This window comes from Streptomyces sp. NPDC045968 (genome assembly GCF_056430475.1).
On record NZ_JBWKLF010000015.1, the window covers coordinates 68,700 to 92,362 of the forward strand.

The 23,663-nt window shown below is 71.8% G+C and carries 17 protein-coding genes; 6 read left to right on the top strand and 11 right to left on the bottom strand.

The genetic code is table 11. The features are described 5' to 3' along the window. Positions 1-166: 166 nt before the first annotated feature. The gene (locus AC07FA_RS31995) at positions 167-2,572 is read left to right on the top strand and encodes an endonuclease/exonuclease/phosphatase family protein (protein ID WP_479079837.1); all 2,406 of its coding nucleotides are present in this window, start codon (positions 167-169) and stop codon (positions 2,570-2,572) included. Positions 2,573-2,580: 8 nt separating this feature from the next. Here AC07FA_RS31995 and AC07FA_RS32000 read toward each other — a convergent pair whose 3' ends face one another. Genes AC07FA_RS32000 through AC07FA_RS32010 form a run of 3 tightly spaced genes read right to left on the bottom strand, consistent with a single transcriptional unit; the run spans position 2,581 to position 5,017 of the window. Further along, entirely contained in the window at positions 2,581-3,501 is a 921-nt protein-coding gene (locus AC07FA_RS32000; protein WP_479079838.1) for an alpha/beta fold hydrolase, read from the bottom strand. 17 nt (positions 3,502-3,518) lie between these two features. Continuing rightward, positions 3,519-4,787, bottom strand: a complete 1,269-nt coding sequence (locus AC07FA_RS32005; RefSeq protein WP_479079839.1) for a beta-ketoacyl-[acyl-carrier-protein] synthase family protein — start codon at positions 4,785-4,787, stop codon at positions 3,519-3,521. Then, positions 4,784-5,017: an acyl carrier protein gene (locus AC07FA_RS32010; protein ID WP_479079840.1), complete on the bottom strand. Its 234-nt coding sequence runs from the start codon at positions 5,015-5,017 to the stop codon at positions 4,784-4,786. The genes AC07FA_RS32005 and AC07FA_RS32010 overlap by 4 nt, the downstream gene beginning before the upstream one ends. Before the next feature lie 183 nt (positions 5,018-5,200). Here AC07FA_RS32010 and AC07FA_RS32015 point away from each other — a divergent pair, with 183 nt between their 5' ends. Next, complete coding sequence (locus AC07FA_RS32015) at positions 5,201-5,932, top strand: nitroreductase family protein (RefSeq protein ID WP_479079841.1); 732 nt, start codon at positions 5,201-5,203, stop codon at positions 5,930-5,932. A 50-nt stretch (positions 5,933-5,982) separates the two neighbouring features. Here the strand turns inward: AC07FA_RS32015 and AC07FA_RS32020 are convergent, their stop codons facing one another. The 7 genes from AC07FA_RS32020 to AC07FA_RS32050 all read right to left on the bottom strand — a co-directional run bounded on the left by AC07FA_RS32020 (position 5,983) and on the right by AC07FA_RS32050 (position 17,425). Further along, positions 5,983-6,663, bottom strand: a complete 681-nt coding sequence (locus AC07FA_RS32020) for a hypothetical protein (protein ID WP_479079842.1) — start codon at positions 6,661-6,663, stop codon at positions 5,983-5,985. Positions 6,664-6,772: 109 nt separating this feature from the next. Beyond that, positions 6,773-10,426: a S8 family serine peptidase gene (locus tag AC07FA_RS32025; RefSeq protein WP_479079864.1), complete on the bottom strand. Its 3,654-nt coding sequence runs from the start codon at positions 10,424-10,426 to the stop codon at positions 6,773-6,775. 206 nt (positions 10,427-10,632) lie between these two features. Continuing rightward, entirely contained in the window at positions 10,633-11,772 is a 1,140-nt protein-coding gene (locus tag AC07FA_RS32030; RefSeq protein WP_479079843.1) for an XdhC family protein, read from the bottom strand. 38 nt (positions 11,773-11,810) lie between these two features. Further along, a complete protein-coding gene (locus tag AC07FA_RS32035) occupies positions 11,811-13,268 on the bottom strand; it encodes an NCS2 family permease (RefSeq protein ID WP_479079844.1) in 1,458 nt (485 codons plus the stop codon). A gap of 247 nt (positions 13,269-13,515) precedes the next feature. Then, positions 13,516-15,933 carry a xanthine dehydrogenase family protein molybdopterin-binding subunit gene (locus tag AC07FA_RS32040; protein WP_479079845.1) on the bottom strand — a complete coding sequence of 806 codons (2,418 nt, stop codon included), beginning with the start codon at positions 15,931-15,933 and terminating at the stop codon, positions 13,516-13,518. A gap of 5 nt (positions 15,934-15,938) precedes the next feature. Further along, the gene (locus AC07FA_RS32045) at positions 15,939-16,532 is read right to left on the bottom strand and encodes a (2Fe-2S)-binding protein (RefSeq protein WP_479079846.1); all 594 of its coding nucleotides are present in this window, start codon (positions 16,530-16,532) and stop codon (positions 15,939-15,941) included. 2 nt (positions 16,533-16,534) lie between these two features. Continuing rightward, positions 16,535-17,425, bottom strand: coding sequence for an FAD binding domain-containing protein (locus AC07FA_RS32050; RefSeq protein WP_479079847.1), 891 nt, complete (start codon positions 17,423-17,425; stop codon positions 16,535-16,537). A gap of 258 nt (positions 17,426-17,683) precedes the next feature. Between AC07FA_RS32050 and AC07FA_RS32055 the strand changes: the two genes are divergently transcribed. After that, positions 17,684-19,435, top strand: a complete 1,752-nt coding sequence (locus AC07FA_RS32055) for a PucR family transcriptional regulator ligand-binding domain-containing protein (RefSeq protein ID WP_479079848.1) — start codon at positions 17,684-17,686, stop codon at positions 19,433-19,435. 163 nt (positions 19,436-19,598) lie between these two features. After that, positions 19,599-20,411 carry a hypothetical protein gene (locus AC07FA_RS32060; protein WP_479079849.1) on the top strand — a complete coding sequence of 271 codons (813 nt, stop codon included), beginning with the start codon at positions 19,599-19,601 and terminating at the stop codon, positions 20,409-20,411. A 130-nt stretch (positions 20,412-20,541) separates the two neighbouring features. On the opposite strand, the gene AC07FA_RS32065 is transcribed toward AC07FA_RS32060, so the two are convergent. Then, complete coding sequence (locus AC07FA_RS32065; protein ID WP_479079850.1) at positions 20,542-21,300, bottom strand: GntR family transcriptional regulator; 759 nt, start codon at positions 21,298-21,300, stop codon at positions 20,542-20,544. A gap of 145 nt (positions 21,301-21,445) precedes the next feature. Between AC07FA_RS32065 and AC07FA_RS32070 the strand changes: the two genes are divergently transcribed. After that, positions 21,446-22,294 (top strand): (2Fe-2S)-binding protein, encoded by an 849-nt coding sequence (locus AC07FA_RS32070; protein WP_479079851.1) that lies wholly within the window; start codon positions 21,446-21,448, stop codon positions 22,292-22,294. Between the two features lie 192 nt (positions 22,295-22,486). Continuing rightward, positions 22,487-23,587: a DUF2637 domain-containing protein gene (locus AC07FA_RS32075; protein ID WP_479079852.1), complete on the top strand. Its 1,101-nt coding sequence runs from the start codon at positions 22,487-22,489 to the stop codon at positions 23,585-23,587. The last annotated feature ends 76 nt before the right edge of the window (positions 23,588-23,663 follow it).

Here is a 23,663-nt window from a genome sequence, read left to right on the forward strand (position 1 = left end):
GACCGTGTCGTGCCCTCCGCCCCTGACCGGCGGCTTGCGCCACCCGGATCGGACCCGGCGGATGGTCGAACATTTCTACGATGCGCGGAATTAACCTCTGATGCCTTGTCACGCCTGTTCTACGCGCATAGCTTTTGCTCTCACTACATAGTTGGGGGCTCCACACGTGCACATATCCAGACACGGTTCCGCTCTGCTCGCGGGCGCCGTCGCCGTCACCCTCTCGGTGACCGCTCTGCCTGCCGCCTTCGCGGCCCCGTCCCCGACCGCCGTGATCTCCGAGGTCTACGGCGGCGGGGGCAACTCGGGTGCGACGCTCACCCGCGACTTCATCGAGCTGGCCAACGCCGGGTCCGCGGCGTACGGCCTTTCGGGCTTCAGCGTCCAGTACCTTCCGGCCACCCCGTCCGCCGGTTCCCTGTGGCAGGTCTCCGCGCTCACCGGGTCCATCGCGCCCGGTGGCCGCTACCTCGTCGTCCAGGCCGCCGGCACGGGTGGCACCGTGGCCCTGCCGACGGCGGACGCCACGGGCACGGTCGCGATGTCCGCGGCCGGCGGCTCCGTCGCCCTCGTCTCCGGCACCACTCCCCTGACCTGCAAGACGGCCGCCGACTGCGCCGTCGACACCAGGATCGTGGACCTGGTCGGCTACGGCTCCGCCGTCGTGCGCGAGGGCAGCCCGGTGACCGGCGCCTCCGCCACCGCGTCCGTGGCGCGCGGCACGGCCCTCGCCGACACCGACGACAACGCCGCGGACCTCGCGGCCGCCGCCCCCACCCCGGTCAACGCGGCGGGCGAGACGTCCGGCGGCACAGGTCCCGGCCCCGGCGATCCCGGCAACCCGACCGAGCCCGGCACCGTCCGGGTGCACGACATCCAGGGCGCGACCCGGCTCTCGCCGCTCGCCGGCCAGACGGTCTCCGCCGTCCCGGGCGTGGTCACCGCCGTACGGACCTCCGGTTCACGCGGCTTCTGGATCCAGGACACCGCTCCGGACGCCGACGCGCGTACCGGCGAGGGGCTGTTCGTCTACACCGGGGGCACCGCGCCCACCGTCGCCGTGGGCGACTCGGTGCTGGTCAGCGGAAAGGTCGCCGAGTACTACCCGGCGGCAACCGCCCAGTCGCTCACCCAGCTCACCGCGCCGAAGACCACCGTGCTGTCCTCGGGCAACGCGCTGCCCGCGCCGGTCGTCCTCGACGCGGCCTCCGTGCCCGGCGCCTACGCCCCCACGGCGAACGGCGGCTCGATCGAAGCGCTGCCCCTCGCCCCGGCGACGTACGCCCTCGACCTGTACGAGTCGCTCGAAGGCACCCGGGTCCGCATCGCCGACACCCGGATCACCGGGGCGACCACCTCGTACGGCGAGATCTGGGTGACGGTCAAGCCCCAGGAGCAGCCGACCGCGCGCGGCGGGACGCTCTACGCCTCGTACGCCGACCAGAACACCGGCCGTATCAAGGTGCTGTCGCTCGACGCCGCCCGGCCCGTTCCGGTCGCGGACGTGGGCGATGTGCTGTCCGGCGCCACCACGGGCGTCATGGACTACGCGTCCTTCGGCGGCTACAACCTCCAGGCCACCGAGCTCGGTACGCTCACCGACAACGGCCTGCGGCGCGAGGTCACCCGCCCGCAGCGCGGCAACGAGCTGGCCGTGGCCACGTACAACGTGGAGAACCTGGACGCGCTCGACGACCAGACCAAGTTCGACACGCTCGCCGCGGGCGTCGCCGTCAGCCTCTCATCGCCCGACGTGGTGTCCCTGGAGGAGATCCAGGACGACAACGGCGCGGTCAACGACGGCACGGTCGGCTCGGACGCGACGCTGAAGCGGTTCACCGACGCGATCGTCGCGGCGGGCGGCCCGCGGTACGCGTGGCGTTACGTCGCCCCCGAGGACGGCCAGGACGGCGGCGAACCGGGTGGCAACATCCGTAACGTCTTCCTCTTCAACCCCGAGCGGGTCAGCTTCGTGGACCGCGCGGGCGGTGACGCGACCACCCCCGTGACCGTGGTGGACACGCACAAGGGCGCCACGCTCTCGGTGTCGCCCGGGCGGATCAACCCGACGAGCAGTGCGTGGGAGGACAGCCGCAAACCGCTGGTCGGTGAGTTCCGCTTCCACGGCAAGCCGGTCTTCGTCATCGCCAACCACTTCACGTCCAAGGGCGGCGACCAGCCCCTGCACGGCCGCAACCAGGAGCCGGTGCGCAGCTCCGAGACCAAGCGGGTGCGGCAGGCCGAGGAGGTCAACACCTTCGTCAAGTCGCTGCTGGCGGCGGACAAGTCGGCCCGCGTGGTGGCCCTCGGGGACCTCAACGACTTCGCGTTCTCACCGACGATGGACGCGTTGACCAGTGGCCGGGTCCTCAGGCCGCTGATCACGACGCTGCCCGCGAACGAGCAGTACAGCTACGTGTTCGACGGCAACTCGCAGACGCTGGACCACATTCTGACCAGCCCTGCCGTGACCCGCTTCGACTACGACGTGGTGCACATCAACGCCGAGTTCGCCGACCAGGCGAGCGACCACGATCCGCAGATCGTGCGAATGCAGGTCAACAAGGGCTGACCGCGGCCTCACCCGGCCGTGCGCGACCCCGCCAGGTCGCGCACGGCCCGGTCCTGGTGCGGGAGGGCCAGCGTACCGTCCTGTTCCAGGGGCCGGTCGGTGAAGAAACGGGTGACGAGCTCGGCGACGTCGTCGGGCCGTTCCAGGACCACCCAGTGGTCGGACCGGTCGATCGTGAGGAAGCGGCTGCCCTCGATCGTCGCGGCGAACGCCCGCTGCCGTTCGGGCGAGGTCACCGTGTCGTGCTCCCCGGCGAAGACCAGCGCGGGCACTCCGGACAGCCCGCCGGAGAAGTCCGGCCGGTCCCCCAGCGCCCGGCGCAGGGTCTGCGGGGCGTGCGGCGACTGCGTGAGCGCGTGCTGGAAGGAGCGCCGGACATAGCGCCTGGCGAGCTCCCTGCGGTGCACCGGGCGCTCCGGATCGAGGCACATCAGACCGTCGGCGGCGAGCCTCGCGAACCCTTCCGTGTCACCCTCGGCCAGCCGCTCCGAGGCCCGCCGCCAGTAATCGCGCTGCACCTCCCCGATATGCGCGGGGACGCCGCCCAGGACCAGCCTGGCGATGCGGCCCGGGTCGCGCCGGGCGCAGCCGAAGGCGATCGCGGCGCCGTACGAGAAGCCGAAGAGGTTGACCCTCGGCGCGTCCAGGCTGTCGATGATCCCGGTCACCGCGTCGATCAGGGTGTCCGCCGCCGGGCCGGGCGGCAGGGGGTCCGCCGTGCCCATGCCGGGCAGGTCGGCGGTGACGACGTCGGCGAAGGGACCCAGGTGGTCGTCCATCTGCGGCCAGCCGAACATGCCCTGGAGCGCCCCGCCCAGCACGATGACGGGTTCGGTGCCCGATCCGCCGTCCGGGGCGGTGCGGGGCAGGACGCGACAGCCGTAGCGCAGCCCGTTCACCGACAGGGACCGGATGATCTCCTCGGACATGGTGGGTTTCCCTCCGGTCACTTGGTGAGCACGAGCGCCGCGTTGTGGCCGCCGAAGCCGAGCGAGGTCTTGACCGCGCAGTCGAAGACGCTCGGTCTGGACTCCTTGCTCACCACATCGACGGGAATCCCGGGGTCGGGAGCGTCGAGGTTGGCGGTGGGCGGCACCAGCTGGTGCTGGAGTGCCAGAACGGTCAGCGCGGTCTCGATGCCGCCCGCCGCGCCGAGTGTGTGCCCGGTCCTGGCCTTGGTGGAGGTGACGAGGGGGCCTTCGCCGAGCACCCGGTGGAGCATGGTCGCCTCGATGAGGTCGTTGGCGACGGTCGAGGTGCCGTGGGCGTTGACGTGTCCGATGTCGCCGGGGCCCAGTCCCGCGTCGGCCAGCGCGGTGCGCAGCGCCCGTTCGATGCCGAGGCCGTCGGGGTCGGGGGCGACGGCCGAGTGGGCGTCGCTGGAGGCCCCGTAGCCGGCGACGTGCGCGCGGACGACGGCGCCGCGGGCCCTGGCGTGCTCGGGGTGCTCCATGACGAGGAGGCCGGCGCCCTCGCCGACGACGAAGCCGTCGCGGTGGGTATCGAAGGGGCGGCAGGCCGCGCCGGGGTCGTCGCGGCGGGTGGAGACGGCCTTCATCTGGCAGGCGCTGGCGATCAGCAGCCGGGAGCAGACCGATTCGGCGCCGCCCGCGACGACGATGTCGCAGGCCCCGGTGCGGAGCATCTGGTGGGCGGTACCGATGGCGACGGTGCCGGACGAGCAGGCCGTGGAGACGGCCTGGCTCGGTCCGTGGGCGCCGAGGTCCATGGCGACGCTGCTCGCGGCGCCGTTGACGACGCTGAGCGGGGCGAGCTTGGGGGAGACGCGCCGCGCGCCGCGTTCGGTGAGGGCGGTGTGCTGTGCGTCGTAGAAGGGCAGTCCGCCGTGCGCGGAGCCGATGACGACGGCGACCCGGCCGCTGTCCCAGACCGAGGGGTCCAGTCCGGCGTCGGCGACCGCCTCGCGGGCGGCGATCACCGCGAGCTGCGCGAAGCGGTCCATCAGCCGCTGCACGGCCACACCCAGGACGGCCCTCGCGTCGAGTCCGGGCACGGTGTACATGAAGTCGCACGGCAGACCGTCGAGTTCGGGCTGGTGGTGGACGGACGGCGCGGCCGCGGGGTCGCAGACCCCGTCCCAGGCGGCATCCGTTCCGACCCCCGCCGCGGTGACCAGTCCGACGCCGGTGACCGCGGCGGCGAACGGCTCCAGGGGCGGCCTGCCCCACGGCACGGCGGGCCTGCGGCCCGTCACGCGGTGGCCTTGCCGTGCACGGCCTCGACGAGCCGGCCCACGGTGTCCCGCGAGGTGAGCGCGACGTCCTCCAGATCGATGTCCATGCGGTCCTCGATCAGCAGCCGCAGCTCCTCCAGCGCCAGGGAATCGAGGCGCAGTTGACGGAGCGGCACATCGAGGCGGATGGCGAGGGGGTCGGTTCCGAACTTCGTCACCAGCAGGTCCGTGATCTCTTCCGAGGTGCTCATGGGGCGCTCCTCCGCTGTCGTACGCGGTGACGCCGGCCGCGTGGGGGTGGGGACATCGCCATCGGGGGCGCCGGCTGCTCCGGAGGGACCCTTTATACGCCTTAACGGGCCGCCGTCCGCCTCGCGTTCCCCCGTGCGGTGGGGGGACGACCAGGTGTACGAATCCCCGTACACTCCGCGATCATGACCATGGAAACGGTTCGAACCGACGCGTCCGCCCCTGACGGACCCGCCCTCTTCGCGACGATGTCCACGATGCGCGCCATGCGCCGCCTCAAGCCGGACCCGGTGCCGGACGAGACGCTGGAGCAGCTGATACAGGCCGCCGTCTGGGGTCCCAGCGGCGGAAACATGCAGTGTTACGAGTACGTCGTCGTCACCGACCGCGCCATGATGGCGCGCCTCGCCCCGCTGTGGAAGCGGTGCGTGGACGCGTATCTGGCGACGACCGGCAAGTACGCGCCGAAGGGCATGGACGAGGCGGCGTACGGGCGGATGGTGGCGGCCATCGAGTACCAGCGCGACCACTTCGCCGACACACCCGCGCTGATCATCCCGTGCTACCGCTTCCCGGAGCCGCGCGTCGACGAGGAGGGGCTGCTCGCCTCCGCGCGGGCGCTCGGCCCGGCCGGCACCGAGCACATGATGAACACGCTGACGCGCTTCCAGGCGCTCGCGGAGGGCTCGTGCGTCTATCCGGGCGTCCAGAACCTGCTGCTCGCCGCGCGGGCCCTCGGTCTCGCGGCGAACATCACCATCTGGCATCTGATGCTGGAGCAGGAGTGGAAGCAGGTGCTGGGGATTCCCGAGGACATGCGGACCTTCGCGGCCGTTCCGGTGGGGTGGCCGAAGGGCAACTTCGGTCCCGTGCGCCGCCGCCCGGTGGCGGACGTCATCCACCGGGACCGCTGGTAGTCCGGACCGTCACGCCGGGTGGCCGCTGCGGCCGCCCGGCGGGGCCGCCGCTACCCGGGGTTTCCCGGGTAGCCGGTCTCCTTGAGATCGTCGGCCAGGTCCGCGAGGGTGATCTCCGGGTTGAGTGCCGCGACCACCTCTGCGGTCAGCGGCCGCAGGTCGTACACATGACGCACGGCGGCCGGGTCGAGGGTGACTTCGTAGTAGTCCTCGGCCCATTCCAGGTAGGCGTCGGGGGTACCCGCGACGAGCAGCTGGAAGAGGTAGTCCGCGCCGTCCGCGTCGTCCCCGTCCTCGGGGAGGTCGATGTCTCCCGTACGCCACGCGCTGTCCGCGGTCTCCCGCCACAGGCATGCCGTCACCAGGGGCGTGCCGGACTCGTCGCCGAACGCGGGTTCCTCCACGAAGGGGCGGAAGACGGCCGGGACGTCGTCGAGCACTCCGGGCCAGAGCGCGTCGTCGACGTACGGGCTCATCGGCGACTCGTGATCGAAGCCGCGGGCGTACGCTCCGGCGGGCGAGAACACGACCGAGTACGCGTCACCCGAACCGTTGCGCATCGATGCCAGCTCCAGCGGTGTCCCGCCGGACGCGGACCACTGCGCGTCGTAGCTGTGCCACCGGTCCGCCCACTCGGGGCACAGGATCGCGTCCAGCATCGCCATGGCACGGCAGAGGTCGCTGAGGGCGGATATCCCGGGCAGGTGACGGGCGACGTCGTAAACGCTCATGGCACCATCCAACCGCACGGCCCCGGGACCTCCCGCCCCGGCATGACACGAGGTGGCTCCGTACCCGGGGCAGGGGTACGGGGCCACCTCGAAGGGGTCGCTCAGCGGGTCACTTCAGGCCGAAGGCCCTGATGATCTCCTGGTCGACGGCGAGGCCGCCGGGGCCCTCGGCGTGCGCCTTGAGCGAGACGAAGCCGCCGGCCTTCGCCGGGGTCCTGAACCGCGCGGTCCACTCACCCGTCGCGCTCTCGCGCAGTTGAACGGGCGACCAGTTCCCGCCGTCGTCGTAACTGACCGACAGCGTGGCCTTGTCGGCCTTCACCGCACCGTCCAGCCACTCCTGCGTACCGGAGGCGAGAGCGAGTTCGGTCCACCGGCCGGCCTCGACGTCACCGGCCAGGTCGGTCTCGATGCCGTAGTCCAGCTGGAGCATCGGGATGTCCGCCTGGTACGGGCCGTTCTCGTCCAGGGCGCCCGAGACGAAGTTCCACTCGCTGTGGGTCCGCGTCGACGTCTTCCACACCTCGCCGTCGCGGGCCGAGTCGATGACGAGCCGGTACGGGAGCGAGTCCGGCGACAGGTCGCCGGCGTAACCGGCCCGGCCCGCGCCCTTCTTGATCAGCGTGCCGCCCTGGTAGAAGGCGTACGACGTGGTGTCGTACTCGTCCTCGGGCATCGAACCGGAGTGGCCCGCGCCGGAGTCCGTCCACGGTGTGATGTTGAACTGCATGTCGTTGTACGTCGTGCGGAACGGGCCCCAGTAGCCGGTGCCGAGGCGCGGACGGGTGACCGGCGCGAACCACTCGGCCTGGTAGCTCCGGCCCGCCCTGTAGTCCATGTCCGCGGAGCGCATCTCGGCGGCCGTACCGGTGGCGTCGGCGTTCAGGACCGAGTGGTTCTCGTACCAGAACGAGTCGCCCGGCAGCGGGTTGACCCACTCGGTGCGGACGCCCGGGAACTTCTCGTACTCCTCGAAGCCGAGGCCGGGGCCGTAGTCCGGGATGTCATAGCGGAATCCCGCGCCGAGCGTGGCCCGGTGGCCGTAGAAGGTGTTCTCCACCTTCGCCAGCTCGCCGGTCTCCGGCGCGAAGGCCAGCGGACGGTCCGGGATCACGCCGTCGTGGCGGTCGACCAGGTCGTAGACGTAGCTCGCGAACTTCCGCTGGCGGACGTCGATGTCCTTGCCGCGCTTCGCGGCGTCGATCAGTGTCTGTCCGGCGATGCGCTGCACCGAGGCGACCGGGATGGCGGTCTCCTCGCCCCAGGGGACGTAGCTCTCCATGGGTGTCCCGCGCCCGTCGTTGACGACGAAGAGCACCTTGGCTCCCGCGGCGAGGGCGTTGGCCAGCCGGTCCGCGGGGGTGACGGCGTCGCTGCGGTGGATGACGACGGCCCTGCCCCTGACGTTCAGGCCCTCGTAGTCGGCCGCCGCGCCGTTGCCCGCGAAGACGCCGGTGAGTTCGCGCTCGCTGTTCTCGGCGACGACCGAGCCGCCCTGGACGGTGACCGGGACGTCACGGCCGCCGGCCGACACGTCGATCAGCTCCTCGCCCCGGCGCCAGCGGGTCAGGAAGCTGAAGCTGCCCTCGGTGACCTTCTTCGTGGGGCTCGCCCACAGCTGGTCGTACGTCAGCGGGATCTGGAACGCGTCGCGCTGGACGGTGCCGTCGGGGGCGGTGCGTGCCATGTCATATCGCAGCTGACGCGTCTCGGTCTCCTTGGGCGTCCGCACACTGACCTTGCGGGCCTTGGAGGCGTCGAGGGTGACGGTGGTGGGCTTGTCGAGGATCGTCTCGGGGGCCGCGAGGAAGGCGACGGCCTTGGAGTCCGCGCGGTCACCGTCGATGTCCACCGAGCTCCAGGCGGTGTAGTTGCCCGGGGGCAGCCGCAGCGTGGAGTCACCGGAGACCGCGACGACACCCAGATTCGGGTCGCCGAGCTCCGCGATGACGACGTACCCGTCCGTCGGTTCGCCCGCCCGGTCGCGCAGCCGGAGGGTGAGGTCGTAGAGCTCCTGCTCCTTCTGGAGGGCGAAGCCGGTGTGCGCGACCGTGGCGCCCGCCGCGTCCCTGGCGGTGACCTGACCGGAGAACCGGGTGTCGTTCGGGACCTTCGACGGGTCGAGCGAGAGGACGGCTTCGGCGGTGGAGCCCGCCGGGACCGTGAGCTTCGGCGTGGAGAGCGTGTACGCGGCCGAGTCCGTGCCGGTCGTCAGGTCCAGCGTGACGTCCTCGGTGCCGGTGTTGCGGTAGGTGATCTTCCGCTCGGCGACCGGGTCGGTCGTCGCGTGCGGCCAGGCGTAGGAGGCGACCTCGACGGAGCCGGTGGCCTCGACCGTGGTGCCGATCGCCGCCTTCACGTCCAGGCGGCCGGTGCCCTGCTCGTACGGGGTGTGACCGGGCAGTTCCCTGGACGAGCTCATCAGCGCGTCCTTGATGCGCTGGCCGCTCCAGTCGGGGTGGCGCTGCTTCAGGATCGCCGCGGCGCCCGCGACGTGCGGGGTGGCCATCGACGTACCGGACATCGACTGGTACATGCCCTCGATGCCGGGGACCGACTGCGAGGCCGCCGCGTTGATGTCCACTCCGGGGGCCGACAGGTCGGGCTTCAGACCGTAGGAACCGGCCAGCGGGCCCATGGAGGAGAAGGGTGCGCGGCCGTCCTGCTTGTCGACCGCGGCGACGGTGAGCGCCTTCGCCGCCGAACCGGGCGAACCGATGGTGCCCGCGCCGTACGCGTTCCCGGCGGCGATCACGAACAGCGGTCCGCCGTCCGCCGACAGCGCGTCGACGGCCTGCGACATGGGGTCGGTGCCGTCGTCCGGCACCGGCGAGCCGAGGCTCATGGAGACGACGTCGGCCCCTTCGGCCTTCGCCCATTCCATGGCGGCGATGATCCCGGAATCCGCGCCCGAGCCCCCGTCGCTGAGAACCTTGCCGACGAGCAGTCCGGCGCCGGGCGCCACGCCCTTGTTCGCACCGTCCGACGCGGCGCCGGAGCCCGCGATGGTCGACGCGACGTGCGTACCGTGACCGTTCCTGTCGTCGACCTCCTCGCCGGGCACGAAGCTCCTGGCGCCGAGGATGCGGTCCTTGACGTCGGGGTGGCCCGCGTCGATGCCGGTGTCGAGCACGGCGACCTTGGTGCCGTCTCCGTCGAAGCCCGCCGCCCACGCCTGCGGGGCGTTGACCTGCGGCACCGAGTCCGCGAGCAGGGCCTCGGCTCGGCCGTCGAGCCACAACTTCGCGAGACCGTTGTCCAGCGAACGGGCCGTCTCCGTACGGGCGATGTCGTTCCAGAAGGCCCGGGCCTCGTCCTTGTCGGCCTTCAGCGCGGCACCGTTGACGGAGGTGAGCGGGCGGACGGTCTCGCTCCCGCGCGGGGGCGCCGGCAGCGAGCGCGCCTTGCTCCGCGGGTAGGTGGCGATCAGCGGGATGGCGCCGGAGCTCTTGTCGTCGTAGCCCATCTCCACGAGGGCGGAGACGTTGAAGAGGCGGCGGTCCAGCTTCCCCGCCGCGAGCAGCGCGGTCGCCTCGTCGGGCAGGACGTAGATGTCGTCGCCCGCCTGCTGCACATGGACGCCGCCGGTCGCGCCGTCGGGCCGGTCCACCGTCACGGTGTCCTGGTTCCCGGCACCGTCCACGTAGTGCACGACGTCGCCGGTGATCAGGGTGAGGTCGTGGCTCTCGGGCTGCGCCTGCTGACGGCCTTCGGCCGCGCGCGGCGGGAGGACTGCGGAAGCGGAACCCGCCGCGGGAAGCATCACACCGCTCACGAGGGCGACCGAGGTCGCTATGAGCAGGGCTCTGCGTCTCGCGCGAGCGGATCTCGCCCGGCCGGAAACGGAGGAGGGGGAAAGTGTCATGCAGCTGATCTACCGGTAAAACCACAGCCGCATCCGGGTTCAGGGCTGGCGTGAAACCGCCGTGGCGGTAACCCGCCCGGAACGACCAGGAGCAAGAGGGTGATTCAGGCAACCGAGGCCAGCGAAGGGCCGCCCTCGTGGTGGATCGGGGTGTGGGCTCCGGTGAGCGGGCGTCCGCTGCCGCCGCGCCGCTCGGCGACGATCTCGGCGACGATCGACAGGGCGGTCTCCTCGGGCGTACGGGCTCCGAGGTCGAGGCCGATCGGCGAGTGCAGCCGGGCCAGTTCGGCTTCGGTGACCCCTGCCTCGCGCAGCCGTTCGTTGCGGTCGAGGTGGGTGCGGCGCGAGCCCATCGCACCGACGTAGGCGACCGGGAGTTTCAGGGCCGCTTCGAGCAGCGGCACATCGAATTTGGCGTCGTGCGTCAGGACGCAGAGCACGGTGCGCGCGTCGACGTCGGCCGTCGCGAGGTAGCGGTGCGGCCAGTCGACGACGATCTCGTCGGCCTCCGGGAAGCGGGCCGGGGTCGCGAAGACCGGCCGGGCGTCGCAGACGGTGACCCGGTAGCCGAGGAACGTACCGGCCCGGACCAGCGCGGAGGCGAAGTCGATGGCCCCGAACACGATCATGCGGGGCGGCGGAACGCTCGACTCGACCAGCAGGGTGACGGGGGCCCCGCACCGCGAGCCCTCGGCCCCGATGACGAGGGAGCCGGTGCGGCCCGCGTCGAGCATCGCGCGGGCCTCGGCCACGGCGGTGCGGTCGAGCTCGGGATGCCCGCCGAGCCCACCCGCGTACGTACCGTCGGGGTGGACCAGAAGAGGCCGGCCGAGCAGTTCGGCCGGCCCCTCGGTGATCCGCGCGACCGCTGCCGCCGTCCCCTCCGCGGCGGCAGCGAGCGCTGCGGCGAACACCGGGCGGGCGGCATCGTCCGCACGCACCGGTGTGACCAGGATGTCGATGACGCCGCCGCAGGTCAGACCGACCGCGAAGGCGTCCTCGTCGCTGTAGCCGAACTGCTCCCGGACGGTCCGGCCGTCGTCGAGGGCCTGTTGGCACAGCTCGTACACCGCGCCCTCCACGCATCCGCCGGAGACCGATCCGATCGCCGTGCCGTCACGGTCGACGGCGAGGGCGGCTCCCGGCTGCCGGGGCGCGCTGCCGCCGACCGCCACCACGGTGGCGACGGCGAACTCGCGTCCCTGCCCGACCCACCGGTGGAGCTCTTCGGCGATGTCCAGCATGGCGTGTCTCCTTAGGACGAGTGCGGAGGGGGCGGGCGTCAGTGGACGCCCAGCCAGCTCTCGATGGGGTTGAGCGCGAAGTAGACGATGAAGACCGCCGTCAGGCCCCACATGAAGGCCCCGACCTCGCGGGCCCTGCCCTGGGCGAGCTTGATGGCGGTGTACGAGATGACGCCTGCCGCGACACCGGTGGTGATGGTGTACGTGAAGGGCATCAGGACGACGGTGAGGAAGACCGGGATGGCGACGGAACGGTCACCCCAGTCCACGTGGCGGGCGTTCTGCATCATCATGGCGCCGATGACGACGAGGGCGGCGGACGCCACCTCGGTCGGCACGATGGCGGTCAGCGGGGTGAAGAAGAGACAGGCGGCGAAGAAGAGACCGGTGACGACGGACGCGAGTCCGGTCCTGGCGCCCTCGCCGACTCCGGTCGCCGACTCGACGAAGACGGTCTGGCCGGAGCCTCCGGCGACACCGCCGATCGCACCGCCCGCTCCGTCGATGAACAGCGCCTTGGAGAGGCCGGGCATCCGGCCCCTGTCGTCGGCGAGCTTCGCTTCCGTACCGACACCGATGATGGTGGCCATGGCGTCGAAGAAGCCTGCCAGCACCAGGGTGAAGACGATCATGCCGACCGTCATCACGCCGACGTCTCCCCAGCCGCCGAACTCCACGTCCCCGAAGAGGGAGAAGTCCGGTGCGGAGACCGCGCTCCCCTGGAGCTCCGGCGGGCCGCTGCTCCAGGACGTGGCGGGGATGTCGCCGATCGCGTTGATGACGACGGCGAGGACCGTGCCCGCGACGATGCCGATCAGGATCGCGCCGGGGATGTTGCGCGCCTGGAGCATGAAGATGAGCAGCAGGGTCACGCAGAAGATGAGGACGGGCCAGCCGGCGAGCTCGCCGGCGGGGCCGAGCGACACGGGTGTCGCCGTGCCCTTGTGCACGAAGCCGGCCTTGTAGAGGCCGATCAGGGCGATGAACAGGCCGATGCCCATGGTGATGCCGTGCTTCAGTGCGAGCGGGATCGCGTTCATGATCAGCTCGCGGAGGCCGGTGACCACCAGGAGGCAGATCACCACACCGTAGATCACGCACATGCCCATGGCCTGCGGCCACGTCATGGCCGGGGCGACCTGGCCGGCGAGGACGCCGGAGACGCTGAGGCCGGCGGCGAGGGCCAGCGGGACCTTGCCGACGAATCCCATGAGCAGGGTCGTCGCGGCGGCCGCGAGGGCCGTCGCGGTGATCAGGCCCGGCTGGCTGAGGAGGTTGCCGTCCACGTCCTTGCCACCGAGGATCAGCGGGTTGAGCAGGAGGATGTACGCCATCGCCATGAAGGTGGTGACGCCGCCGCGCATCTCACGCGCGACGGTCGATCCTCGGTCGGATATGTGGAAATACCGGTCGAGCCAAGATCTTCCGGCGGGGACGCGCGAGCCGTGGCCCGCGTCCTCCGCACCGGTCTTGGGCTCCACTGACTGCTGGGTCATGGTGCCTGACTCCCAAGGTTCACAGGGGCACCCGCGTGAAGAGAACCGATTGCGGGATTTGGGATTGCTGCGTCGGCAGCACACCCGGGGGACGGCCCGAGGCGAACTGATCGTGCAGGTACGGACGTACTGAGGCAGTGCAAGGACCGCGAGCGGTGCGGTACCCGGTGTCTCCGGACGGTGCGGTACGCGGGGAAGTGTGACGTTCACGGCAGCCGCACCGCCCGGAGAGTTCGTGGGAGCCCGGTCAGGTGCCGGTGAGGTGCTCGGGTCGTACCGGCGTCCTGTTGAGCTCCAGGCCCGTCGCGTTCCGGATCGCCGCGAGGACGGCCGGGGTGGACGACAGGGTGGGGGCCTCGCCGATGCCGCGGAGCCCGTACGGGGCGTGGTCGTCGGCGAGTTCGAGCACGTCGACCGGGATGGTCGGGGTGTCGAGGATGGTGGGGATCAGGTAGTCCGTGAAGGACGGGTTGCGTACCTTCGCGGTCTTCGGGTCGACGATGATCTCCTCCATGACGGCGACACCCAGGCCCTGGGTGGTGCCGCCCTGGATCTGGCCGACGACGGAGAGCGGGTTGAGCGCCTTGCCGACGTCCTGCGCGCAGGCCAGTTCGATGACCTTGACCAGGCCGAGTTCGGTGTCGACCTCGACGACCGCGCGGTGGGCCGCGAACGAGTACTGGACGTGGCCGTTGCCCTGGCCGGTCCGCAGATCGAACGCCTCGGTGGGCCGGTGGCGCCACTCCAGCTCGATGTCGATCGCCTCGTCCTCCAGTACGTCGACCACGTCGGCGAGCACCTCGCCGCCGTCGGTGACGACCTTGCCGCCCTCCAGAAGGAGTTCGGCGGTGGCCCAGGCCGGGTGGTACGTACCGAACTTGCGGCGGCCGAGCTCCAGGACCTTCTCCCGGACGGCTTCGCAGGAGTTCTTCACGGCGCCGCCGGTGACGTACGTCTGGCGGGAGGCGGACGTCGATCCCGCCGAGCCCACCTGGGTGTCGGCCGGCTGGATGGTGACCTGGCTGACACCGAGTTCGGTACGGGCGATCTGCGCGTGCACGGTGACGCCGCCCTGTCCGACCTCGGCCATCGCGGTGTGCACGGTCGCGACCGGCTCGCCGTTGATGACCTCCATCCGCACCCGGGCGGTGGAGTAGTCGTCGAAGCCCTCGGAGAAGCCGACGTTCTTCAGGCCGACCGCGTAGCCGACTCCGCGTACGACGCCTTCGCCGTGGGTGGTGTTGGACAGCCCGCCGGGCAGGGCGCGCACGTCGACGCTGCTGCCTTCGGAGTCCGCCGCCAGCCACTGCTGCTCGGGCGGCAGCGGCCGGGACTTGACCCGGCGCAGCAGCTCGGCGACGGGGGCCGGCGAGTCGCAGGGCTGCCCGGTCGGCAGGAGCGTGCCCTGTTCCATGGCGTTGAGTTGCCGGAATTCGACCGGGTCCATGTCCAGCTTCGCCGCGAGCTTGTCCATCTGCGCCTCGTAGGCGAAGCACGCCTGGACCGCGCCGAAGCCGCGCATGGCGCCGCAGGGCGGGTTGTTGGAGTAGAGCGCGATCGCCTCGATGTCGACGTCCTCGATGGCGTACGGGCCGACCGAGAGCGAGGAGGCGTTGCCGACGACCGCCGGGGAGGCCGACGCGTAGGCGCCGCCGTCCAGGACGATCTTGCACTTCATGTGGGTGAGCTTGCCGTCCTTGGTGGCGCCGTGCTCGTAGTAGAGCTTCGCCGGGTGCCGGTGGACGTGTCCGAAGAAGGACTCGAAGCGGTTGTAGACCATCTTGACCGGCTTGCCGGTGCGCAGGGCGAGCAGGCAGGCGTGGATCTGCATCGAGATGTCCTCGCGGCCGCCGAAGGCGCCGCCGACGCCGGAGAGCGTCATACGGACCTTCTCCTCGGGCAGGCCGAGGACCGGGGCGATCTGCTTGAGGTCGGAGTGCAGCCACTGGGTGGCGACGTACAGCTCGACGCCGCCGTCCTCGGACGGCACGGCGAGGCCGGACTCGGGGCCCAGGAAGGCCTGGTCCTGCATACCGAAGGTGTACTCGCCCCTGACGATGACGTCGGCGCGCTCCGCGGCCGCGTCGGCGTCACCGCGGACGATCGGCTGGCGGTGGACGATGTTGGGGTGCGGGACGTGACCGATGTGGTGGTCGTCGCGGCCTTCGTGGACCAGGATCGCGTCGGGTGCGGTCGCGGACGCCTCGTCCGTGATGACCGGCAGCTCGACGTACTCGATCCTGATCTTGGCGGCGGCGCGGCGGGCGGTCTCCGGGTGATCGGCGGCGACCAGCGCCACCGGCTCCCCGTGGTGGCGGACCTTGCCGTGGGCGAGAACCGGGGTGTCCTGGATCTCCAGGCCGTAGTTCTTGATCGCGGTGGGCAGGTCGTCGTAGGTCAGCACGGCGTAGACGCCGGGCGTCGCGACGGCCTCGCCGATGTCGATCGACCTGATCTCGGCATGGGCGACGGTGGAGCGGAGCGTGTGGCCCCACAGCATGTCCTCGTGCCACATGTCCGAGGAGTACGCGAATTCGCCGGTGACCTTCAGGGTGCCGTCGGGACGCAGCGTGGACTCGCCGATGCCGCCCTTGGTCGTCGACCCCTGGGAGATGCTGGTGGGAGTGCCGGCCGGAGCGGAGGCGACTCCTGGTGTAAGCGCCATGGTTCTCAGACCGTCTCTTCCTGACGGGCGGCCGCGAGGCGGACCGCGTCGAGGATCTTCTCGTAACCGGTGCAGCGGCAGAGGTTGCCGGAGAGCGCCTCGCGGATGTCCTGGTCGGACGGCGAGGGGTGGGTCTCCAGCAGCTCGTCGGCGGCGACCAGGAGGCCGGGGGTGCAGAAACCGCACTGCACGGCGCCCGCGTCGATGAACGCCTGCTGGATCGGTGAGAGCTCGGTGGCCTCACCGCTCTGCCCGTCGGCGGGCCTGGCCTGCCAGCGCTGGGCGGCGTCGAGAGTCGTGCCGCAGGCGCCGGAGGCGCAGCCTCCGCCGGGGTGGGCGTCCTCGCGGTGCCTTGCGTAGTCCGCGAGGCCCTCCACGGTGACGACCTCGCGGCCCTCCACCTGACCTGCCGCGACGAGACAGGAACACACCGGCACTCCGTCGAGGCGTACCGTGCAGGACCCGCATTCGCCCTGCTCGCAGGCGTTCTTGGAGCCGGGAAGACCCATGCGCTCACGCAGGACGTAGAGGAGGGACTCACCCTCCCAGACGTCGTCGGCTTCCTGCTGACGGCCGTTGACCGTGAAATTCACTCGCATGGTTACGCAGCTCCTTCGAGGGTGCGGCCGGCGCCGCGGTACTGCTCCCAGGTCCAGCCCAGCGTGCGGCGGGCCATGATGCCGACCGCGTGCCTGCGGTACTTCGCGGTCCCGCGCACGTCGTCGATGGGGTTGCAGGCCCCGGAGGCGAGCTCCGCGAACTGCTTGGCCACGGACGGCGTAATGATCTTGCCGCTCTCCCAGAACCCGCCCTCGTCGAGCGCGGCGTTCAGGAACTCCTCGGCGGCCTTCGCCCGGACGGGTGTCGGGGCGGCCGATCCGATACCGGTGCGGACCGTACGGGTCTCGGGGTGCAGGGCGAGGCCGAAGGCGCAGACGGCGATGACCATCGCGTTGCGCGTACCGACCTTGGAGTACTGCTGGGGGCCGTCGGCCTTCTTGATGTGCACGGCCCGGATCAGCTCGTCCGGGGCGAGTGCGTTGCGCTTGACGCCGGTGTAGAAGGCGTCGATGGGGATCATCCGGGTTCCGCGTACGGACTCGGCCTCGACCTCGGCGCCCGCGGCGAGCAGCGCCGGGTGGGCGTCACCGGCGGGCGACGCCGTGCCCAGGTTGCCGCCGACACCGCCGCGGTTACGGATCTGCGGGGAGGCGACCGTGTGCGAGGCGAGCGCCAGACCGGGCAGCTCGGCCCGCAGGTGCTCCATGATCGCGCTGTACGGGACGGAGGCGCCGAGCCGTACGTGGTCCGGGCCCACCTGCCACTCGGCCAGCTCACCGATACGGTTCAGGTCCAGGAGGTACTCGGGCCGCCGGTGGTCGAAGTTGATCTCGACCATCACATCGGTGCCGCCCGCGATGGGCACAGCCGTCGGGTGCTCGGCCTTGGCGGCGAGCGCCTCCTCCCAGCTGGCGGGGCGAAGGAAGTCCATGAGTGGCTCTCTTCTTCTCAATCGGTCGTTCGCTGGGGCTGGGGGACGGCCGGCCCTCGACTGGTCGTTCATCTGCTGTTAACGCGGTGTGTGACTCAGTACACAAGCAAGGATCAGGCCAGTGCAGTCACCGAAACCATGAAGGAGTTGGCTGGTCTCCTTCCTTGTCTTGTAGATTCGAACGAATGGCGGGGATCAGTAACCTCACCGCAATTCACAGGTATCCCCCGCACCAACGAAAAAGATCGGCGGCAAGAGATGCGGCTGCGCGCACTGCTGGACACCGACGCGCTGGGCCTGCGGCTGCTCGGCGGCGACGACGAGCTGGACCGCACGGTCCGCGGCGTCATGACGACCGACCTCCGCGACCCCAGCCGCTATCTCTCCGGTGGCGAGCTGGTGCTCACAGGGCTCGCCTGGCGCCGCGACGCGTCGGACTCCGAGCCGTTCGTCCGGATTCTGGCGGGCGCCGGGGTCGCCGGACTCGCCGCGGGCGAGGCGGAGCTCGGTGCCATCCCCGCCGATCTGGTCGACGCGTGCCGGCACCACCGCCTCCCACTCTTCGCCGTGAACGAGACCGTGGCATTTGCAACGATCACCGAGCACGTGGTGCGCCAGGTCTCCGGCGAGCGGGCCGGCGACCTGGCCGCGGTCGTGGACCGGCACCGCAGACTGATGACGTCAGGGCCGGCGGGCGGCGGCCCCGAGGTCGTCCTCGATCTGCTCACGTCCGACCTGGACCTGCGTGCCTGGGTCCTCTCCCCCACCGGCCGCCAGATCGCCGGGGCCGGTGAGCCGCTGCCGGGGCCGGTCGGCGCCGCGCTGGCCGGACTGCACCTGGCCGCGACCCGCACCGGCCGCCGTGGCCCCCACCGGGCAGCGGTGGACGGTACGACGTATTCGCTGTTCCCGATCCGGAACACCGGGCGGGGCGCCGCCCCGGCCTCCCGCGATGTCCGCGAGTCGGTGCTCTCCGACTGGCTGCTCGCCGTCGAGGCCGACGCGAGCGACTGGCCCGCCGCCCGGCTCGACCTGCTCCAGGGCGTCACCCAGCTGATCGCCGTCGAACGGGACCGGCGCGACGCGGCCCGTACGGTACGCCGCAGGCTCGCCCAGGAGGTCCTGGAACTGGTCCAGGCGGGCGCTGCCCCCACCGAGATCGCGGCCCGGCTGCGGGTCGCCGCCCCGGTGCTGCTGCCGGGTCTCGGCTCGGCGCCCCACTGGCAGGTCGTCGTGGCCCGGGTCGACTGGTCCGCCGACGCGGCGCCGGGCACCGGTGCGGGTCCGGCGGGGGACATCGCGGCCGGCCCGGTCGCCCAGGCGCTGCTGGAGGAGATCCTGGTCGATCCCGCGGTGGTGGGGCCCGACTCCGCCGACCGCATCGCGGTCGCGCACACGGGGGACGAGGCCATCGCCCTCGTACCGCTGCCCGCCGCTCCCGCGCCCGGCACCGAACAGACCACCGGTGAGGGCGCCTCCGAGACCGGCCCGGCGGCCGGCAAGGAGCAGGACCCGGTGCTGCACGCCGATGTGCTGCTCGCCGCGGTCCGTGAACCGCTCTCCGCGGGCCTCGCCGACGACGGCCGGCTGACACTGGGTGTCAGCGCGGCCGTGCATTCGGCCGAGGGGCTGCGCGGCGCCCTGGAGGAGGCCCGGCACGCCCGCCGCGTCGCCGCCGCCCGCCCGGGCCGGGTCTGCGCGGCCGGCCACCACGAGCTGGCCTCGCACGTCCTGCTGCTCCCCTTCGTTCCCGACGACGTGCGCCGGGCGTTCACCGCCCGGCTGCTGGACCCGCTGCGCGACTACGACCTGCGCCACCGCGCGGAGCTGATCCCGACCCTGGAAGCGTTCCTGGACTGCGACGGCTCCTGGACCCGCTGTGCGGCCCGGCTGCATCTCCACGTCAACACACTGCGCTACCGCGTCGGGCGAATCGAGCAGTTGACGGGGCGTGACCTTTCACGCCTGGAGGACAAGCTCGATTTCTTCCTCGCCCTGCGTATGAGCTGACGCCCGGGGGTCTGCGCGGCGGCGCGGAGATCCGGACGATTGTGAAATCTTTCACCTGACATTGACCGGACCCCTTGGCCCGGCGTGCCATTCCGTGCTGAGATGCGCCCAGACTCAACAGCTCGATGGCGTGCTCGGGGAGGGCAATGTGGCGCATACCGCCATGTCTGGTTCCGGAACGACAGCAGATGACGATCCGCCGCTCCAGACAGCGGTATGGCGACTGCGATCACGCGCCTGCTGGACGGACGCGGCCGCTCTGCTCGAACCGCACGCGGCCACCGACCCGGCAGCGGCGCTCCAGCGCACGGCGCTGTTGACCGAGCGGTGTCTGTACACCGCCAAGGGCTGGACGGACGCCGAGGACGCCCTGCGCACCGCCGAGGCGCTGGCCCACGACGACGCCGAGCGCGGGGCCGCGGCCTGCGAGCGCGGCCATCTGGCCTACGCCTCGACACTTCTCGGGGTACGGGACCGGGCCGACGAGGCCAGCGTGGCCCTGAGCCGGGCCGCCGCCCTGCTCTCCCCCGCCGCGGCCGGCCGGCCGCTGCTGGACTTCCGCCGGGGCCTGATCGCGCAGAACATCGCCGACTCACCGCAGTCCGCCCGCGCCGCGTACCGCAGGGCCCACGCCGGCGCGACGGCCCAGGGGGACGAGCTGCTGCTCTCCTTCACCTGGCGCCATCTCGCCTCGCTCGCCCTGCGCGAGGGCGAGCTCGCCGAGGCGCGGCACGGCTTCACGGAGTCACTGCGGATCAGGGAGGAACTCGGCTACCTCGTCGGTACGGCTCCCGCGCTGATGTCCCTCGCCGACGCCGAACCCGAGCCCGAGGCCGCCCGGCTGCGCGCCGAGGCGGGCCGGCTCTTCCGGCTGCTGGGCGGCGTTCCCACCTGGCTGGCCCCGCAACTGGAACCGGCACTGCCCCATCAGGCCCGTCCGCTCGACGACGGAACCGCGGCCTGGCGGGTCAGGTGAGACCGGCGGGGGGCGAGGGGACGGGGGCCTGACGGGTCGGGTGACCGGCGACGGAACGGCGGCCTGACGCGTCGGGTGACCGGCGACGGGCGACGGAACGGCGGCCTGACCGGTCGGGTGACCGTGCCGGCTAGCTCTCCGCGCCCGTGAAGTGCTCGCGCACCAGCGACTGCACGACGCCGAGGTTCTGGGCGATCAGCGCGTCGAGCAGCGCCGTGTGCTCCACGGCGTCCGCGAGCAGATCGGCCCGGCGGGTCGCGGGGTTGCTGACCAGCGGCCACTGTGACCGCCGGTGCAGGTCGTCCGCGACCTGCACCAGTTGTTCGTTGCCGGAGAGCGTCAGGACCGCCCGGTGGAAGGCGCGGTCGCTCTCCGCGTAACTGGCCCGGTCACCGACCGCGGCTGCCGCGACCGTGGCGTCGGCGAGCGGGCGCAGCGCCGTCCAGCGGCCCGCGGGGACGGTACGCGCCAGCCGCAGCATGACGGGGACCTCGATCAGGGCCCGTACCTCGGCCAGCTCCGCCAGCTCGCGCGGCCCGCGCTCGCTGACCCGGAAGCCCCGGTTCGGTACGACCTCGACGGCGCCCTCGATGGCCAGCTGCTGCATCGCCTCGCGAACCGGCGTCGCGGAGACTCCGAAGCGGGCGCCGAGCGCCGGTGCGGAGTAGACCTGGCCGGGGGCCAGCTCCCCGTCGACGAGGGCGGCTCGCAGGGCGTCCAGGATCTGGCCGCGCACCGAGTGCCGCTGAACCGTGCGGGGGGCGGGCGGCTCGCTGTGGGTGTGCTCTCCGCGCGCCTGTTCGGGGACCCGTACCGACGGTGGGACCACCGAGGGCGCCGGGGCCGCGTACGACAGCCGTGCGTCCTCACGCGCACTGCCCTGCTCCACTGGACCTCCTCGGCCTGACCCGGGACCGGCTCGCGTACGCCGGGCCCCGTGTGCACGATAGGCGGAGGAGGCCCAGGTTCACACATCGATCAGGTCGGGTAAGGTAAGGCTTACCTGCCAACGATCGTGATTCGGTGGTCCCCGCATGACCGTCTCCACCCTGCTCACCGGCACCGCGGCATCCTCCGTGACCGCCGCGTACGCCCGCCTGGCCGAGGTCTTCCCCGGGCTGCGGGCCGAGGTGCTCGCAGAGGACGCGGTGGCGCCCTCGGGCACCGGGTGGGTGGGCGCGGGCGAGCTCGCCGGGGGCGGTGCGGCCCTGGACACCTTTCTGGCCTGGGACAACGCGCAGGTGCTGAGGGACTACGGACAGCAGGCCCGCCCGGACGTCGTGGCCAGCTTCGGACTGCACCGTTACGCCTGGCCCGCCTGTCTGCTGGTGACCGTGCCGTGGTTCCTGCACCGCCGGGTGCCGCGCGTCCCCGTCGAGGACGTCGCCTTCCAGCGCGCGCTGGGACATCTGACCGTCCGGGTACGGGAGTTCGCCTGCCTGCCGGACGACCCCGCGGCCTCGCTGCCGGGGGCCCGGGTCGTCCCCGACGAGGCCGCGCTGCGTGCCGAGGTACTGGCGGCCCTCGCGGAACACCTCGGCCCGGTGCTGGAGGGTTTCGGACCGCGGATGCGGCGCGGCAAGCGGGCCCTGTGGGGCATGGCGACGGACGAGGTCGTCGAAGGGCTCTGGTACATCGCCCATCTGCTGGGCGAGGAGCGCCGCGCGATGACGGAGCTGGAACTGCTGCTGCCGGGCACCACCAAGCCGTACGTGGGCACCGCCGGGTTCCGTGAGCTGACCGGCCCCGGCGGCGAATCGCTGCCGACCCGCGACCGGGCGAGCTGCTGCCTCTTCTACACGCTGCGCCCCGAGGACACCTGCGTCACCTGCCCCCGCACGTGCGATGCCGACCGGGTGCGGAAGCTGACGCCCGCCCCCTGATCCACACCCCCCGTGCCGGTGACTCACCTTCGAACGTAACCACCCTTCGCCGTACGACCGTTCGAGAACATTCCGCTCATCCGCATGCCTCGCCACCCCATTGGCGTTCTCTTGCCCCGAAACCGCCTGAGCCGGGCGGGGTTTCCGTCACGATGGCGCCCGAAACGCCCTACGCGACGCAAGGGACCGCGCATGAGACTGACCGACATATCGCTTGACTGGCTGCTTCCGGGCGCCGTACTGCTCGTGGGGGTCATGGCGGCGGTGACGGTCGTCGCACGCGGCAGGCGCGCCGCCGGCAAGACGACGGCCGACGACAACTGGGAACGCAGCGAGGACCGCCGGCGGCGCAAGGAGGCGCTCTACGCCACCGCCTCGTACGTTCTGCTGTTCTGCTGCGCCGCGGTCGCCGCCGCACTCTCCTTCCACGGGCTCGTCGGCTTCGGCCGGCAAAACCTCAGCCTCTCCGGGGGCTGGGAGTATCTGGTGCCGTTCGGCCTCGACGGGGCCGCGATGTTCTGTTCGGTGCTGGCGGTGCGGGAGGCCAGCCACGGCGACGCGGCGCTCGGCTCCCGGCTGCTGGTGTGGACGTTCGCCGGCGCCGCCGCCTGGTTCAACTGGGTGCACGCGCCACGCGGCATGGACCACGCGGGCGCCCCGCACTTCTTCGCGGGCATGTCGCTCTCGGCCGCGGTGCTCTTCGACCGCGCGCTGAAGCAGACCCGCAGGGCCGCGCTGCGCGAACAGGGCCTGGTGCCACGCCCGTTGCCCCAGATCCGGATCGTACGGTGGCTGCGGGCGCCCCGGGAGACCTTCGGCGCCTGGTCGCTGATGCTCCTCGAAGGCGTACGCACCCTGGACGAGGCGGTCGACGAGGTCCGCGAGGACCGGCGGGAGAAGGAGCAGGACCGGCTCCGCAGAAGGGGCCAGGAGAAGCTGGACCGGGCCCACATCAAGGCTCTGAACCGGCAGAACAGGGCCTGGGGGCGGGGCGGCCGCGGCGGCCACCAGGTGGACGTCCCCGCCATCGCTCCACCCCAGGGCGCGCCGGGCGTCGCGGAGCCTGCCATAGCGGAGCCGGGACAGCTGCCCCTGCGGCCCCGGCCATCCCTACAAGCCGTGAACGGCCCGAGCCCGAAGGGAGCGAAGAACCCTCCGGGAGCCCCGGCGCCGCAGACCGCGAGCGGTGACGCCAGGACCGTCGACCTCACCGCCGAGGACGACACTCAGGCCCTTCCCCGGCTCGACTCGCTGGAGCAGAAGCTCAAGGACCTGGAGCAGCAGTTCGGCTGAGCACGCGCGGTGGGAGGCTGTGTCAGGGCCTCCCACTGTCCGGCTCATGCTGTCTCGTGGTCGCGGCGTCACGCTG